Genomic DNA, 13,622 nt, shown 5'->3' with positions numbered 1-13,622 from the left:
ATTCCACGACAGAACTATCGGAAAAACTGCGCCCCGGCAAAAAGGGAGTAGGCTGGAGGGCCGTTCCATTTACGAGGAAATCCCATGCCGTCTGGAAAAATTCTTGTCGCCCAAGGGGGCGGCCCCACCGCCGTCATCAACCAGTCGCTGGTGGGCGTGGTGCTCGAATCACGGCGCTTCCAACATGTCACGCGCGTGTATGGCGCGCTGCACGGCGTGCGCGGCATCATTAATGAAGAATTCGTCGATCTGACGCAGGAGACCAGCCATAACCTGGAACTGGTGGCCGCCACGCCCTCGTCGGCGCTCGGCTCCACGCGCGACAAGCCCGATATTGCCTACTGCCAGCAGATCTTCGAAGTGCTGCGCGCGCACGAGATCGAACACTTCTTTTACATCGGCGGCAATGACTCGTCCGACACGGTGCGCATCGTCAGCGAGGAAGCGCATAAGGCCGGCTATCCGCTGCGCTGCATCCACATCCCGAAAACCATCGACAACGACCTGGTGGGCAGCGACCACACGCCCGGCTTTCCCTCGGCCGCGCGCTTCGTCGCGCAAGCGTTCGCCGGCGCCAACCTCGATAACGCGGCCTTGCCCGGCGTGTACGTGGGCGTGGTGATGGGCCGCCACGCGGGCTTTTTGACGGCCGCCTCGGCGCTGGGCAAGAAGTTCCCCGACGATGGCCCGCACCTGATCTACCTGCCCGAGCGCGTCTTTGCGCTGGATCAATTCCTCGCCGACGTGAAGGCCACGTATGAAAAACATGGCCGCTGCGTGATCGCCGTGTCGGAAGGCATCCACGACGCCTCGGGCGAGCCGATCGCCAGCCTGCTGGCCACACAGGCGGGCAATGCGGTCGAGCGCGATGCGCACGGCAACGTGCAATTGTCCGGCACGGGCGCGCTGGCCGACCTGCTGTGCGACGAGATCAAGGCGAAACTGGGCATCAAGCGCGTGCGCGGCGATACCTTCGGCTATCTGCAGCGCTCCTTCATCGGCTGCGTCTCTGATGTAGATCAACGCGAAGCCCGCGAAGTGGGCGAAAAGGCCGTGCAATTCGCCATGTGGGGCGAGCGCGACGGTTCCGTCGCCATCAAGCGCACGGGCTTTTATTCCGTCGATTACGAGTTGCTGCCACTTTCCGATGTGGCGGGCAAGACGCGCACCATGGAAGACGAATTCATCAGCGCCAGCGGCACGGACGTGACGGATGCTTTCCGGCTGTACCTGCGCCCGCTGCTAGGCTCGGGCATGCCGGACGCCTTCCGCCTGCGCGCGGCCAAGGTGGCGAAGGTCTTGAAACCCTAGCTGTTTTCTGCCAGCAGCAGCGGCCGCAGCTTGACGGCCGCCTCCTTGAGCTGCGGTACGTGCTGCAGCAACTGCTCCACGGACTTGCGCGCCACAGGCGCGTGGCAGGCCACGGCCGCCACGATGCGTCCGTCGGCCGCGCAGATGGGCACGGCCACGGCCACCATGCCATGCACGAATTCCTCGTCGTCGATGCCGATGCCCAGGCGGGCGATGCGCACGATCTCGCGTTCCAGCAGGACAGGATCCGTGATGCTTTTCGGCGTGCGCGCCTGCAGGGTCAGCATGGCCAGCAATTCGCGCCGCTCCAGCAAAGTCATATGCGCCAGGAATAATTTTCCGCTCGCCGTGCAATGCATGGGCGCGCGCGTGCCCAGCACCAGGTGCAGGCGCAGCGGTTCCTGCGTTTCCACGCGATCCACATACACGATCGCATTGCCCTCGGGAATGGCGAGATTGCACGTCTCGCCCGTGGCCGCCACCAGGCTGCCCAGGATGCTGCGGCTCACACGGATCAGGGCATTGTTGCGCAGGGTCGCCAGCGCCAGGTTGGTGGACGCGGCACCGGGCACATAGCCGCGTCCCACGGGCGTGCGCAGCACATAGCCATGTTGCTCCAGGGTATCGAGCAGGCGCATCATGCTGGCCTTGGGCACCTGCATGCGTGCGGCCAGTTGCGACAGGGTCAAGGGCTGGCTGGCGCTGGCCAGGTGCTCGATCAAACGCAGCACGCGCAAGCCCCGCGCCTCGTCGCCATGGCTGGCCGCCGTGCTGGGCGCCGCCTGGCTACCCTCTTCGGCCTCGGCCGGCCGTTTTTGAAACGCATCATGCATGTTCTGTTTCACCTCTCGCTTATGCGGCTGTTTCCGCTTGTCCCGGTGCTGCACGTCTTTTATAAATGGAACAAGACGTTCCAAAAATAATCAATAAAGACCAGTGTATCGCAAAAAACGCCCGCCGAGGCGGCGCGATACCGCAACGCAGGAGACAAGCACCATGTTGCAAACACACTATGATTACATCGTCGTCGGCGCCGGTTCCGCCGGCTGCGTGCTGGCCAACCGCCTGTCGCACGACAGCAACAATCAGGTATTGCTGCTGGAAGCGGGCGGCAAGGACAACAATCCCTGGATACACGTGCCGGTCGGCTATTTCAAGACCATGCACGACCCGAATCTGGACTGGTGCTACCGCACGGAAGCGGACGCCGGCATCGCCGGGCGCCAGCTGCAATGGCCGCGCGGCAAGGTCTTGGGCGGTTCCAGCTCGCTCAACGGCTTGCTGTACGTGCGGGGGCAGAAGGAAGATTACGACCGCTGGGCCGAGCTGGGCAATGCTGGCTGGAGCTATGCCGAGGTGCTGCCCTACTTTAAAAAATCGGAAGACCAGGAACGGGGCGCCAGCGATTACCACGGCGTCGGTGGCCCATTGAAAGTGTCGGACTTGCGCCTGCGCCGTCCCATCGCGGAACACTTTATTGCGGGCGCCACGGAAAGCGGCATCCCTTTCAATGCCGATTACAACGGCGCCACGCAGGAAGGCGTCGGCTACTTCCAGCAGACGGCCAGCAAGGGTTTGCGCTGGAGCACGGCGAAAGCCTTTTTGCGGCCGGCCCGCAAGCGCGCCAACCTGCGCGTGGAAGTGCGCGCACAGATCACGCGCGTGCTGTTCGAGGGCAAGCGCGCCGTCGGCATCGAGTTTCGGCAAGATGGCCAGCTGCGCCAGGCGCGCGCCAGCGGCGAAGTGATTTTATGCGCGGGCGCCATCGGCTCGCCGCAGATCCTGCAATGCTCGGGCGTGGGTCCGCGCGCCCTGCTCGAGGAAGTCGGCGTGCCGCTGGTGCACGACTTGCCCGGCGTGGGACAGAACCTGCAAGACCACCTGCAAATCCGCCTCGTCTTCAAGACGCGCTTGAAAACCCTGAACGATGAAGTCAACAGCCTGTGGGGCAAGCTGTGGGTGGGCATGCAATATGTGTTTTCCCGCTCCGGGCCATTGACCCTGGCGGCCAGCCAGGTGACGGTATTTACCAAATCCTCGCCCGAGGTGGAGCGGCCCGACATACAGTTCCACATGCAGCCGCTGAGCGCCGACAAGCCGGGCGAAGGCGCGCATCCGTTTTCCGCCTTTACGTCGTCCGTGTGCCAGCTGCGCCCGCACAGCCGCGGCCACGTGTCGATCAAGTCCGCCGATCCCCTCGCTTATCCGGGCATCTACCCGAACTACCTGTCCGACCCGCGCGACCAGCGCACGGCGATCGCCGCCCTGCGCGTGGCGCGCAAAATCGCCGCCGCACCGTCGCTGGCGCCGCACATCATTGCCGAATTCGTGCCCGGCCCGCAATTCGAGACGGATGAAGAACTGCTGGACGCGGCGCGGCGCTTCAGCCAATCGATCTATCACCCCAGCGGCACCTGCAAGATGGGCCATGACGCGCTGGCCGTCGTCGATGCGCGCCTGCGCGTGCACGGCTTGCAGGGCTTGCGCGTGGTCGACGCGTCGATCATGCCGGAAATCGTCTCGGGCAACACGAACGCGCCCACCATCATGATCGCCGAAAAAGCGGCCGACATGATCCTGGCGGACGCCGTGCGGCTGCCGCAGGCGGCCTGACCCACCCGCTCCATTCCCAGCAAGGAGGATGCCAACGGCGGACAGACCGGCCCGCCCCCAATGACTCGGCAAGCAGCCCAGCATCAAAAAATACATAATCGATATCGATTGGAGACTAGATATGGACAACAATCCCAACAATCCGAAAAAAGCCAAAGAGCTACGGAAAGTCGTGATGGCCAGCGTGATCGGCGCCACCATCGAGTGGTACGACTTCTTTTTATACGGCGTCGTCGCCGGCATCGTGTTCAGCAAGCTGTATTTCCCGGGCGACGATCCGCTTGTTTCGACCATGCTGGCCTACGGCACCTTCGCCGTAGGCTTTTTGTCGCGCCCCATCGGCGGCGTGATCTTCGGCCACTTCGGCGACAAGATCGGCCGCAAGAGCATGCTGGTGATGACCCTGATGATCATGGGCATATCCACCTTCCTGATCGGCGTGCTGCCCACGTATGACCACATCGGCTACTGGGCGCCCGGCCTGCTGCTGTTCCTGCGCGTGCTGCAAGGCATCGGCCTCGGTGGAGAATGGGGCGGCGCCGTGCTGATGGCGTATGAATATGCGCCACCCAAGGAGCGCGGCTTCTATGCCAGCCTGCCGCAGATCGGCCTGGCCATCGGCCTGTGCCTCGCTTCCGGCGTGGTGGCGATCCTGTCGTACAGCCTGACGGATGCGCAATTCCTGTCCTGGGGCTGGCGCGTGGCCTTCATCCTGTCGGCCGCCCTTGTCTTCATCGGCATGTGGATACGCCTGAACGTGATGGAAACGCCGGAATTCCAGGCCGTCAAGGAAAAGAACGCGGAGACGCAGATTCCGTTTTTCGACCTGCTGAAACGCTACCCGGGCAACGTCTTGAAGGGCATGGGCGCGCGCTATATCGATGGCGTGTTCTTCAATATCTTCGGCGTGTTTTCCATCACCTATCTGACCAATACCATCAAGATCGCCCGCACGGAAGCGCTGATGGGCGTGATGGCGTCGGCCGTCGTGATGTGCTTTTGCATCCCGTTCTTCGGCCGCCTGTCGGACCGCATCGGCCGCACCAAGGTGTTTTTCTGGGGTTCGCTGATCACGGGCGTGTCGTCCATTCCTGCCTTCTGGATCATGCTCAACCACGCCGACAATCCGCTGCTGCTGTGGTGTTCCGTGATCATCCCGCTGGGCGTGCTGTATTCGGCCGTGTACGGCCCGGAAGCGGCCCTGTTCTGCGACCTGTTCGACGCCAAGGTGCGCTACACGGGCATCTCCTTCGTCTACCAGTTCTCCGGCATCTTCGCCAGCGGCCTGACTCCCATCATCGCCACCTACCTGCTGAAAACGGGCAATGGCGAACCGTGGCACATCGTCGGCTACATCCTGTTCGCGTCCCTCGTCTCGGCCGTCAGCGTGGCCATGATCGGCAGGGGCGGCTCGCAGCCGGATGGGCGCATGAAGCCGGCGCACGCAAGGTAAGCTGGCAACTGGCATAAAAAAAGCAGGCTCTCAAAGAGGCCTGCTTTTTTCTTACGAACGCCACAGCGCCTGACAAAGGCGTAGCGCGGCAGGGTTGGTCAGGTGATCAGATCACGATCGTCTGATGCTCGTCGCCCACGCGGGCACGGATGGTGCCGATGCGCGAGACGGTTTCGCCGGCCGCTTGCAGCTGGGCGATGGCGGCGTCCGCGTTTTCCTGCGAGACGATGACGGTCATGCCGATGCCGCAGTTGAAGACGCGGTGCATTTCGGCGTCAGCCACGCCGCCGTGCTGTTGCAGCCACATGAACAGCGGTGGCATGGTCCATGCCTTCGAGTCCAGCTCGGCCACCAGGCCAGGCTGCAGCACGCGCGGGATGTTTTCCACCAGGCCGCCACCGGTGATGTGCACCATGCCCTTGACTTCCATGGCATCCATCAGCGCCAGCAGCGGCTTGACGTAGATGCGCGTCGGCTGCATCAGCACGTCGGCCAGCTTGCGGCCGTGGAAGTCGCCTTCCAGGTCCGGTTTTGCCACTTCGATGATCTTGCGCACCAGCGAGTAACCATTCGAGTGCACGCCGGACGAGGCCAGGCCCAGCACCACGTCGCCCGGGGCGATCTTGGTGCCGTCGATGATTTTCGATTTTTCCACGGCGCCGACGGCAAAACCTGCAAGGTCGTATTCGCCGGCCGGGTACATGCTCGGCATTTCCGCCGTTTCGCCGCCGATCAGTGCGCAGCCCGCTTGTTCGCAACCCTGGGCGATGCCCTTGATGACATCGGTGGCGATCGCCACGTCCAGCTTGCCGCATGCGAAGTAGTCGAGGAAGAACAGTGGTTCGGCACCTTGCACCAGGATGTCGTTGACGCTCATGGCGACCAGGTCGATGCCGACCGTGTCATGACGGTTCAGTTCGAATGCCAGGCGCAATTTGGTACCCACGCCGTCGGTACCCGAGACGAGCACCGGTTCCTTGTACTTCTTGCTGATTTCAAACATGGCGCCAAAACCGCCCAGGCCGCCCATCACGCCTTCGCGCAGGGTGCGCTTGGCAAACGGCTTGATTGCTTCGACTAAAGCGTCGCCTGCGTCGATATCGACGCCAGCGTCACGGTAGGAAAGGGAAACATTAGAAGTCTGGTTCATGGTGTGGTGGCAGCGGAGGCGGTAAAATAGAAGGCGGATACCCGCCGGCACGCGCGCGCAAGCATGTTTTTCAACATCGTGCGGCAGGGCGCCAGCGGGTGAATTCGGTCGATCAAGTCGCTATTTTATCAAACTGCCCCGCCATTTCGTAATTAACTGCCTTTTTTTAACGCAACAGCACAAACTCCATGCCATTCGCCATCACCGCCGAACAGAAGCAAACAGCATTTTGGATCGCGGTCTGGCTGGCATTCCTGCTGCTGCTCGTCAGCCTGGGCCCCATCCTGACGCCCTTCCTGGCCGCCGCCATCCTCGCCTACGTGCTCAATCCCGGCGTGGACCGATTGCAACGCCTGCACTACAAGCGCTTTTACCTGCCCCGTCCGCTGGCCGTGCTGGTCGTCGTAGTGTTGTTTTTCCTCGCCATTACGGCGCTGGTGCTGATCGTCGTGCCCGTGCTGCAGAAGGAAATTCCCTTGCTGCAGGCGCAGATTCCCCAGTTTCTCAGCAAGGCGAACGAGTTCCTGGCGCCGAAACTGCGCGACCTGGGCATCCGCGTGCGCCTGGATGGCACGGGCATCAAACGCATGCTGAGCCAGCAGATGGCCACCAGCGGCGACGAAATCTGGAGCACAGTGCTGGCCTCGGCCCGTATCGGCGGCACGGCCGTGCTGGGCTGGCTGGCCACCGTGGTGCTGATTCCCGTCGTGCTGTTCTACCTATTGCTGGACTGGCATCCCATGCTGGCGCGCATCGCCGCCGCCGTGCCGCGCCGCTGGGTCGGCCGCACGGTGGGCATGGCGCAGGAAGTCGATACCCTGCTGGCGCAATACCTGCGCGGCCAGCTGCTCGTCATGCTGGTGCTGGCCACGTATTACTCGGCCGCGCTGGCCATCGCCGGTTTTGAGGTGGCATTGCCTGTGGGCATCATCACAGGCTTGCTGGTGTTCATCCCCTACCTGGGCTTCGGCCTGGGGCTGATGCTGGCGCTGATCGCCGCCCTGCTGCAGTTCGCCGACTGGAGCGGCGTGATCGCCGTGGCCGTCATCTACGGCTGCGGCCAGGTCATCGAGGGCTTTTTCCTCACGCCGCGCCTGGTAGGCGAACGCATCGGCCTGAACCCGTTGGCCGTGATCTTCGCCTTATTGGCTTTCGGGCAACTGTTTGGTTTCGTCGGCGTACTGCTCGCTTTACCCGCTTCTGCCGTGTTGATGGTCGCTTTTAAGCATCTAAGACGCCACTACCTGTCCAGCACCTTCTATAATGCATAATAAAAGCGGATATCATATCAACCTGGCAATACCAATGATGCACAAGCAGTAATGAAAAACAGGACAAGGCGTACGCCATGAAACAACTGGTGCTCGATTTAGGCACAGACCAGGCGCACAGCCTCGATACCTTCGAGGTGGGACAGAATGCCGAAGTGGCGCAGCTGATGCGCCAGTTCGCCGCGCGCACTTCGCGCGAACATTTTGCCTACCTGTGGGGCGAACTGGCCGCCGGCAAGAGCCATCTGCTCAAGGCCCTGGCCAGCACCGAGCGCGCGCGCTACATTTCGCCATTCTCGATCGAGTCCGAATTCGTGTATTCGCCCGACGTCGACCTGTACCTGCTCGACGACTGCGAAAAGCTGTCGCCGCTGGCGCAGATCGATGCCTTTGCCCTGTTCAATGAAATCCGCGCCAACAAGGCCTTCATGGTGTGCAGCGGCGCCGTGCCGCCGGCCGTGCTGCCCGTGCGCGAAGACTTGCGCACACGCATGGGCTGGGGCCTGATCTATCAAATCCACGGCTTGACCGACGATGAAAAAATCGCCGCCCTGACCCAGGCGGCCACCACCCGCGGCTTGACCTTGTCGCCCGGCGTGTTACCCTATCTGCTGTCCCATTTCCGGCGCGACATGCGTTCGCTGTCGACGATGCTGGACTCTCTCGACCTCTACTCCCTTGAAACCCAACGCCCGATCACCTTGCCATTATTGCGCGAGTTGCTGCAGGCGGAAGCGAAAGAATGATGAATCTGGCCCTGTTTGACCTCGACCACACCCTGCTGCCCATCGACTCGGATCACGAGTGGGGCGAATTCCTGGTACGCATCGGTGCCGTGGACGCCGCCGAATTCACCCGCCGCAACGACGAATTTTTCGCGCAATACCAGGCCGGTACGCTCGATCCGGTGGAATACCTGGAATTTTCGCTGGGCACCCTGGCGCAGTTTCCGCGCGAACGCCTGGAAGCGCTGCACAAGCAATTCATGGCCGAAGTGGTCATGCCGGCCATCCGCCCCGAAGTCGTGGCCTTGCTGAAACAGCACCAGGACGCGGGCGACCTGCTGGCCATCGTCACGGCCACCAACCATTTCATCACCAAACCCATCGCCGATGCGCTGGGCGTCGAACACCTGCTGGCCGCCATGCCCGAGTATGACGACAAAGGCAATGTCACGGGCAAGCTGGTGGGCACACCGACCCTGGGCGCGGGCAAGCTGACCCACACCCATGCCTGGCTAGAAAAAATGGGCAAGGAACTGGGGCAGTTCGAGCGCAGCTATTTTTACAGCGATTCGCACAACGACATTCCCTTGCTGTCGGTCGTGACTCACCCTGTCGCGACCAATCCCAATACCGCTTTGAGCGCACACGCATCCCTCCACGGCTGGCCATCACTCCACTTATTCAATGATTAAAAAATTCATCCGCAAGATCCTCGGCGTTAAAAAAGAGGCAGCGCGCGACACCACGGCACCCATCGTGCTCGGTCCTGCGCAACACGGAATCGACCCGAAACTGGTGTCGTCGAATGCCATTCGCGTCACCAGCAGCCTGCAGGAAGCGGGTTTTGAGGCCTTTGTCGTCGGCGGCGCCGTGCGCGACCTGCTGCTGGGCGTCAAACCGAAAGACTTCGACATCGCCACCAACGCCACGCCGGAACAGGTCAAGCGATTGTTCCGCCGCGCCTTCATCATCGGCAAGCGCTTCCAGATCGTACACGTGATGTTCGGCCAGGATTTGCTGGAAGTGACGACCTTCCGCGGCGCGGGCGCCGATTCCGCGCCCAAGGATGAACATGGCCGCGTCCTGCGCGACAATACCTTCGGCCTGCAGCACGAAGACGCGCTGCGCCGCGACTTCACCATCAACGCCATGTACTACAACCCGGCCACGCAGGAAGTGCTGGACTACCACGGCGGCGTGGAAGACATCCGCGCCAAGACCTTGCGCATGATCGGCAAGCCGGAAGAGCGCTACCGCGAAGACCCCGTGCGCATGCTGCGCGTGGTGCGCTTCGCCGCCAAGCTGAAATTCACCATCGAGCCGCATACGGCCGCGCCGATCCCCGTCATGGCGCCGCTGATCAACAATGTGCCCGCGCCGCGCGTGTTCGACGAGATGCTGAAACTGCTGATGAGCGGCCATGCGCTGGCCTGCCTGCAGCAGCTGCGCAAGGAAGGCTTGCATCACGGCTTGCTGCCGCTGCTCGACGTGGTGCTGGAGCAGCCGCTGGGCGCGAAATTCGTCACCCTGGCGCTGGACGCCACCGATGCCCGCATCGCCGCCGGCAAGACCGTCTCGCCAGGCTTCCTGTTTGCCTCGCTGCTGTGGCACCAGGTGCTGGAAAAATGGACGGCCTACCGCGCCGCCGGCGAATCGACGATCCCCGCGCTGCACCTGGCGGCCGACGACGTGCTCGATTCGCAAACGGAAAAACTGGCCTTGCAGCGCAAGATCGGCTCCGACATGCGCGACATCTGGTCGATGCAGCCGCGCTTCGAGCGCCGCGTCGGCAAGGCGCCGTATAAATTGCTGGAGCACCTGCGCTTCCGCGCCGGCTACGACTTCCTGCTGCTGCGCTGCGCCTCGGGCGAGATCGACATGGACATCGGCGAATGGTGGACGGCCTTCTACGAAGGCGACGAGGAAACGCGCGAAGCGCTGCTCGTCAGCGCCAATGCCGCGCCGGGCGCCGTCAAGAAGAAGCGTCCGCCACGCCGCAGCACGCGCAGCAAGACGGGCACCGGCGGCTCGACCAGCGGCAGCACCAGCGGCGAGTAAACGCAGCCATGCAGACAGCAACGGCAGTTATCGCTTATATCGGCATCGGGGCGAACCTGGGCGACGCGCGCGCCAACGTGCAGGATGCGCTTGCGCGCCTGGCGCGCCTGCCCGGCGCCAGCTTGCTGGACGCCTCGGCCAGCTACCGCACGGCGCCCATCGATTCGAGCGGCGACGACTACATCAACGCCGTGGCGCGCATCAGCACCACCGTGCCGGCAGAGGAACTGCTGCTGGCCCTGCACGCCATCGAAGCGGCGCACGGGCGCGAACGGCCCTACCGCAACGCCCCGCGCACGCTGGACCTGGACTTGCTGCTGTACGGCGACGAGCAGATCGCCAGCGCCACCCTGACGGTGCCGCATCCGCGCCTCACCGAGCGCGCCTTCGTGCTGGTGCCGCTGCTGGCCCTGGCGCCAGCCATCGCCGTGCCCGGCCTGGGGCCGGCGCAGGACTACCTGGCAAGCGTGGCCGACCAGGCCATCAGCCAGCTCTGACCCCGCCTCTGCGCCATCTCGCTCCCATCCTCTACAATGCCGCTCCTGCAGCGCGCCGCATAAAGTACTACACTAGCGGCGTCGCAATCGCATCACCCCCTTTCACTCTAGAGAATACCTATGTCCGCTTATTTGCAAGGAACAGATCTGGCAGCCAAAGACAAGGCCGCCGCACCGGCGCCGGCGCCATCCAAGCCTGTCGCCAACAAGGCCGTGACCATCCATACGCTGGCCACGCTGCGCGCCGCCGGCGAGAAGATCACCATGCTGACCTGCTATGACGCCAGCTTCGCGTCCCTGATGGACCGCTGCGGCGTGGAAATCCTGCTGATCGGCGATTCGCTCGGCATGGTCTGCAATGGCCACAGCTCCACCCTGCCCGTCACCGTGGCCGAACTGGCCTACCACACGGCATCCGTGGCGCGCGGCAGCAAGTCGGCCATGATCCTCGCCGACCTGCCGTTCGGCGCCTATGGCACGCCCGAGACAGCCTATGCCAACGCCGTCATCCTGATGCAGGCTGGCGCGCACATGATCAAGATCGAGGGCGGCGCCTGGCTGGCCGAGATCGTCCGTTTCCTCACCGAGCGCGGCATCCCCATCTGCGCCCACATCGGCCTGACGCCGCAATTCGTGCACCAGCTGGGCGGCTATAAAGTGCAGGGCAAGAGCACGGAAAGCGCCACGGAGCTGAAGAACGACGCGCTGACGCTGCAAAACGCGGGCGCCGCCATCGTGCTGATGGAAGCGATGCCGTCGCAACTGGGCAAGGAAGTGACCGAGATGCTGACGATCCCCACGATCGGCATCGGCGCCGGTCCCGATTGCTCGGGCCAGGTCCTCGTCATGCACGACATGCTGGGCGTCTTCCCAGGCCGCAAGGCACGCTTCGTGCGCAACTTCATGGAAGGCGCGGCCAGCATCGACGACGCCGTCATCGGCTATGTCAAAGCCGTCAAGGATGGCAGCTTCCCGGCGCTGGAACACTGCTTCTGATGTCATTCCGCCTGTCGGCCTGCGCGCTGCGCGCCAGGCCGACAGCGCTTCGCTTTACCCCACCTGTATCCACGTCGTCTTCAACTCCGTGTACTTGTCCAGCGCGTGCAGCGACTTGTCGCGCCCGTTGCCCGACTGCTTGTAACCGCCGAACGGCACGGTGATATCGTCGCCGTCGTACTGGTTGACGTGCACGGTGCCCGCGCGCAGGGCGCGCGCCGTCTGGATGGCCTTGGTGATGTCAGAGGTCCACACGGCCGCCTGCAAGCCGTACGGCGTGGCGTTGGCCTGTTTCACCGCCTCGGCAATATCCGTAAAGCCCAGCACGGACAAGACGGGCCCGAATATCTCTTCGCGCGCGATCGTCATGCCGGCGTCCACGCCGAAGACGGTGGGCTGCACATAGTAGCCCCCCGTATCAAGGCGCACGGCCTCGCCGCCGCCCAGCAGCTGTGCGCCTTCCTGCTTGCCGGAAGCGATATAGTCCATCACGGTCTTCATCTGCGTGGCGTCGACGATGGCCCCCATGACGGTGGCTTCATCGAGCGGGTCGCCCGGCTGAAAGCGGGGCAGCATAGCTAATGCCTTGGCCATGAATTCGTCCTTGATCGATTCTTCCATGAACAGGCGCGAAGGCGCATTGCAGCTTTCGCCCTGGTTGAAAAAGATGGAGCCGACGGCGGCCGCCACGGCCTTGTCCAGGTCAGGACAATCGGCGCAAACGATGTTGGCGGACTTGCCGCCCAGTTCCGTCCACGCCCGTTTCAGATTCGACTGGCCCGCCATCTGCACGATTAATTTTCCCGTGCGCGTGGAACCCGTAAAACCGATGCAATCGACATCCATGTGCAGTGCCAGCGCGGCGCCCGCCTCGTGGCCATAGCCGGGCAGCACATTGAAGACGCCTGCCGGCACGCCGGCTTCGAGCGCGATGTCGGCCAGGCGCAGCGCCGTCAGCGGCGATTTTTCGGATGGTTTCAAGATCACGCTGTTGCCGGCGGCGAGGGCTGGCGCGATCTTCCAGGCCGCCATGATCATCGGGTAATTCCACGGCACGATGGCGGCGACGACACCCACCGGTTCGCGCGTGATCAGGGCCAGACTGTTGGCAGGGGTGGGGGCGATTTCATCGTAGACCTTGTCGATCGCCTCGCCATACCAGCGCAGGCAGTTGGCCGTGGCGCCCACGTCCACGCTCTGGCTGTATTTGATCGGTTTACCCATGTCCAGGGTTTCCAGCAGGGCCAGCTCGGGACCGTATTTTTGCACCAGGTCGGCGAACTTGATCAGCACGCGCTTGCGCTGCGCGGGCGATTTTCCTGCCCAGCGGCGGTCGTCAAAGGCGGCACGGGCGGCCTGCACGGCCGCATCCACGTCCGCGCCATCGCAGCGCGCCACCTGCCCCAGCAAACGCCCATCGATGGGCGACAGATTGTCGAAGGTCTGGCCGGACCTGGCCACGACCCGCTCGCCATTGATGAAGGCACGCCCATCGATCTTGATCTCTGCGGCACGTGCGTGCCAGCTGGTGTTTTCCGTCATGGTCGT

At 63.3% G+C, this 13,622-nt stretch carries 12 protein-coding genes; 9 read left to right on the top strand and 3 right to left on the bottom strand.

Annotated elements, in window-relative coordinates; translation table 11 throughout:
• The first annotated feature begins 84 nt into the window (after nt 1-84).
• The gene (locus OX460_RS23840) at nt 85-1,311 is read left to right on the top strand and encodes a 6-phosphofructokinase (protein WP_289900140.1); all 1,227 of its coding nucleotides are present in this window, start codon (nt 85-87) and stop codon (nt 1,309-1,311) included.
• On the opposite strand, the gene OX460_RS23835 is transcribed toward OX460_RS23840, so the two are convergent.
• The gene (locus OX460_RS23835) at nt 1,308-2,144 is read right to left on the bottom strand and encodes an IclR family transcriptional regulator (protein WP_289900139.1); all 837 of its coding nucleotides are present in this window, start codon (nt 2,142-2,144) and stop codon (nt 1,308-1,310) included. The genes OX460_RS23840 and OX460_RS23835 overlap by 4 nt on opposite strands.
• A 163-nt stretch (nt 2,145-2,307) precedes the next feature.
• Between OX460_RS23835 and OX460_RS23830 the strand changes: the two genes are divergently transcribed.
• A complete protein-coding gene (locus tag OX460_RS23830) occupies nt 2,308-3,924 on the top strand; it encodes a choline dehydrogenase (RefSeq protein WP_289900138.1) in 1,617 nt (538 codons plus the stop codon).
• A gap of 121 nt (nt 3,925-4,045) precedes the next feature.
• Nucleotides 4,046-5,377 carry an MFS transporter gene (locus OX460_RS23825; protein WP_289900137.1) on the top strand — a complete coding sequence of 444 codons (1,332 nt, stop codon included), beginning with the start codon at nt 4,046-4,048 and terminating at the stop codon, nt 5,375-5,377.
• 106 nt (nt 5,378-5,483) lie between these two features.
• Here the strand turns inward: OX460_RS23825 and purM are convergent, their stop codons facing one another.
• Nucleotides 5,484-6,527 carry a phosphoribosylformylglycinamidine cyclo-ligase gene (gene purM / locus OX460_RS23820; RefSeq protein WP_289900136.1) on the bottom strand — a complete coding sequence of 348 codons (1,044 nt, stop codon included), beginning with the start codon at nt 6,525-6,527 and terminating at the stop codon, nt 5,484-5,486.
• Nucleotides 6,528-6,715: 188 nt separating this feature from the next.
• Here purM and OX460_RS23815 point away from each other — a divergent pair, with 188 nt between their 5' ends.
• From OX460_RS23815 to panB, 6 genes are all read left to right on the top strand, one after another.
• The gene (locus OX460_RS23815) at nt 6,716-7,798 is read left to right on the top strand and encodes an AI-2E family transporter (RefSeq protein WP_099666348.1); all 1,083 of its coding nucleotides are present in this window, start codon (nt 6,716-6,718) and stop codon (nt 7,796-7,798) included.
• Between the two features lie 77 nt (nt 7,799-7,875).
• Nucleotides 7,876-8,544, top strand: coding sequence for a DnaA regulatory inactivator Hda (hda, locus tag OX460_RS23810; RefSeq protein WP_058048421.1), 669 nt, complete (start codon nt 7,876-7,878; stop codon nt 8,542-8,544).
• Nucleotides 8,544-9,215, top strand: a complete 672-nt coding sequence (locus OX460_RS23805) for an HAD family hydrolase (RefSeq protein ID WP_099668341.1) — start codon at nt 8,544-8,546, stop codon at nt 9,213-9,215. The genes hda and OX460_RS23805 overlap by 1 nt, the downstream gene beginning before the upstream one ends.
• A complete protein-coding gene (gene pcnB, locus OX460_RS23800; RefSeq protein ID WP_289900135.1) occupies nt 9,208-10,581 on the top strand; it encodes a polynucleotide adenylyltransferase PcnB in 1,374 nt (457 codons plus the stop codon). The genes OX460_RS23805 and pcnB overlap by 8 nt, the downstream gene beginning before the upstream one ends.
• An 8-nt stretch (nt 10,582-10,589) precedes the next feature.
• Nucleotides 10,590-11,078 carry a 2-amino-4-hydroxy-6-hydroxymethyldihydropteridine diphosphokinase gene (gene folK / locus OX460_RS23795; RefSeq protein WP_099666346.1) on the top strand — a complete coding sequence of 163 codons (489 nt, stop codon included), beginning with the start codon at nt 10,590-10,592 and terminating at the stop codon, nt 11,076-11,078.
• Nucleotides 11,079-11,198: 120 nt separating this feature from the next.
• Nucleotides 11,199-12,074, top strand: coding sequence for a 3-methyl-2-oxobutanoate hydroxymethyltransferase (gene panB, locus OX460_RS23790; RefSeq protein WP_180278676.1), 876 nt, complete (start codon nt 11,199-11,201; stop codon nt 12,072-12,074).
• A gap of 54 nt (nt 12,075-12,128) precedes the next feature.
• Here panB and OX460_RS23785 read toward each other — a convergent pair whose 3' ends face one another.
• Entirely contained in the window at nt 12,129-13,616 is a 1,488-nt protein-coding gene (locus tag OX460_RS23785) for an aldehyde dehydrogenase (RefSeq protein ID WP_289900134.1), read from the bottom strand.
• Nucleotides 13,617-13,622: the final 6 nt, after the last annotated feature.

It is taken from the genome of Janthinobacterium sp. SUN033 (genome assembly GCF_030397595.1).
Taxonomy (GTDB): domain Bacteria; phylum Pseudomonadota; class Gammaproteobacteria; order Burkholderiales; family Burkholderiaceae_D; genus Janthinobacterium; species Janthinobacterium kumbetense.
The sequence above is the reverse complement of the archived record's forward strand: the minus strand, read 5'-3'. Positions and strand labels throughout refer to the sequence as shown.

Bases quoted from the DNA above. Each gene is read 5' to 3' on its own strand.
- OX460_RS23840 (WP_289900140.1), top strand. From the start codon at position 85: ATGCCGTCTGGAAAAATTCTTGTCGCCCAAGGGGGCGGCCCCACCGCC.
- OX460_RS23835 (WP_289900139.1), bottom strand. From the start codon at position 2,144: ATGCATGATGCGTTTCAAAAACGGCCGGCCGAGGCCGAAGAGGGTAGC.
- OX460_RS23830 (WP_289900138.1), top strand. From the start codon at position 2,308: ATGTTGCAAACACACTATGATTACATCGTCGTCGGCGCCGGTTCCGCC.
- OX460_RS23825 (WP_289900137.1), top strand. From the start codon at position 4,046: ATGGACAACAATCCCAACAATCCGAAAAAAGCCAAAGAGCTACGGAAA.
- purM (WP_289900136.1), bottom strand. From the start codon at position 6,527: ATGAACCAGACTTCTAATGTTTCCCTTTCCTACCGTGACGCTGGCGTC.
- OX460_RS23815 (WP_099666348.1), top strand. From the start codon at position 6,716: ATGCCATTCGCCATCACCGCCGAACAGAAGCAAACAGCATTTTGGATC.
- hda (WP_058048421.1), top strand. From the start codon at position 7,876: ATGAAACAACTGGTGCTCGATTTAGGCACAGACCAGGCGCACAGCCTC.
- OX460_RS23805 (WP_099668341.1), top strand. From the start codon at position 8,544: ATGAATCTGGCCCTGTTTGACCTCGACCACACCCTGCTGCCCATCGAC.
- pcnB (WP_289900135.1), top strand. From the start codon at position 9,208: ATGATTAAAAAATTCATCCGCAAGATCCTCGGCGTTAAAAAAGAGGCA.
- folK (WP_099666346.1), top strand. From the start codon at position 10,590: ATGCAGACAGCAACGGCAGTTATCGCTTATATCGGCATCGGGGCGAAC.
- panB (WP_180278676.1), top strand. From the start codon at position 11,199: ATGTCCGCTTATTTGCAAGGAACAGATCTGGCAGCCAAAGACAAGGCC.
- OX460_RS23785 (WP_289900134.1), bottom strand. From the start codon at position 13,616: ATGACGGAAAACACCAGCTGGCACGCACGTGCCGCAGAGATCAAGATC.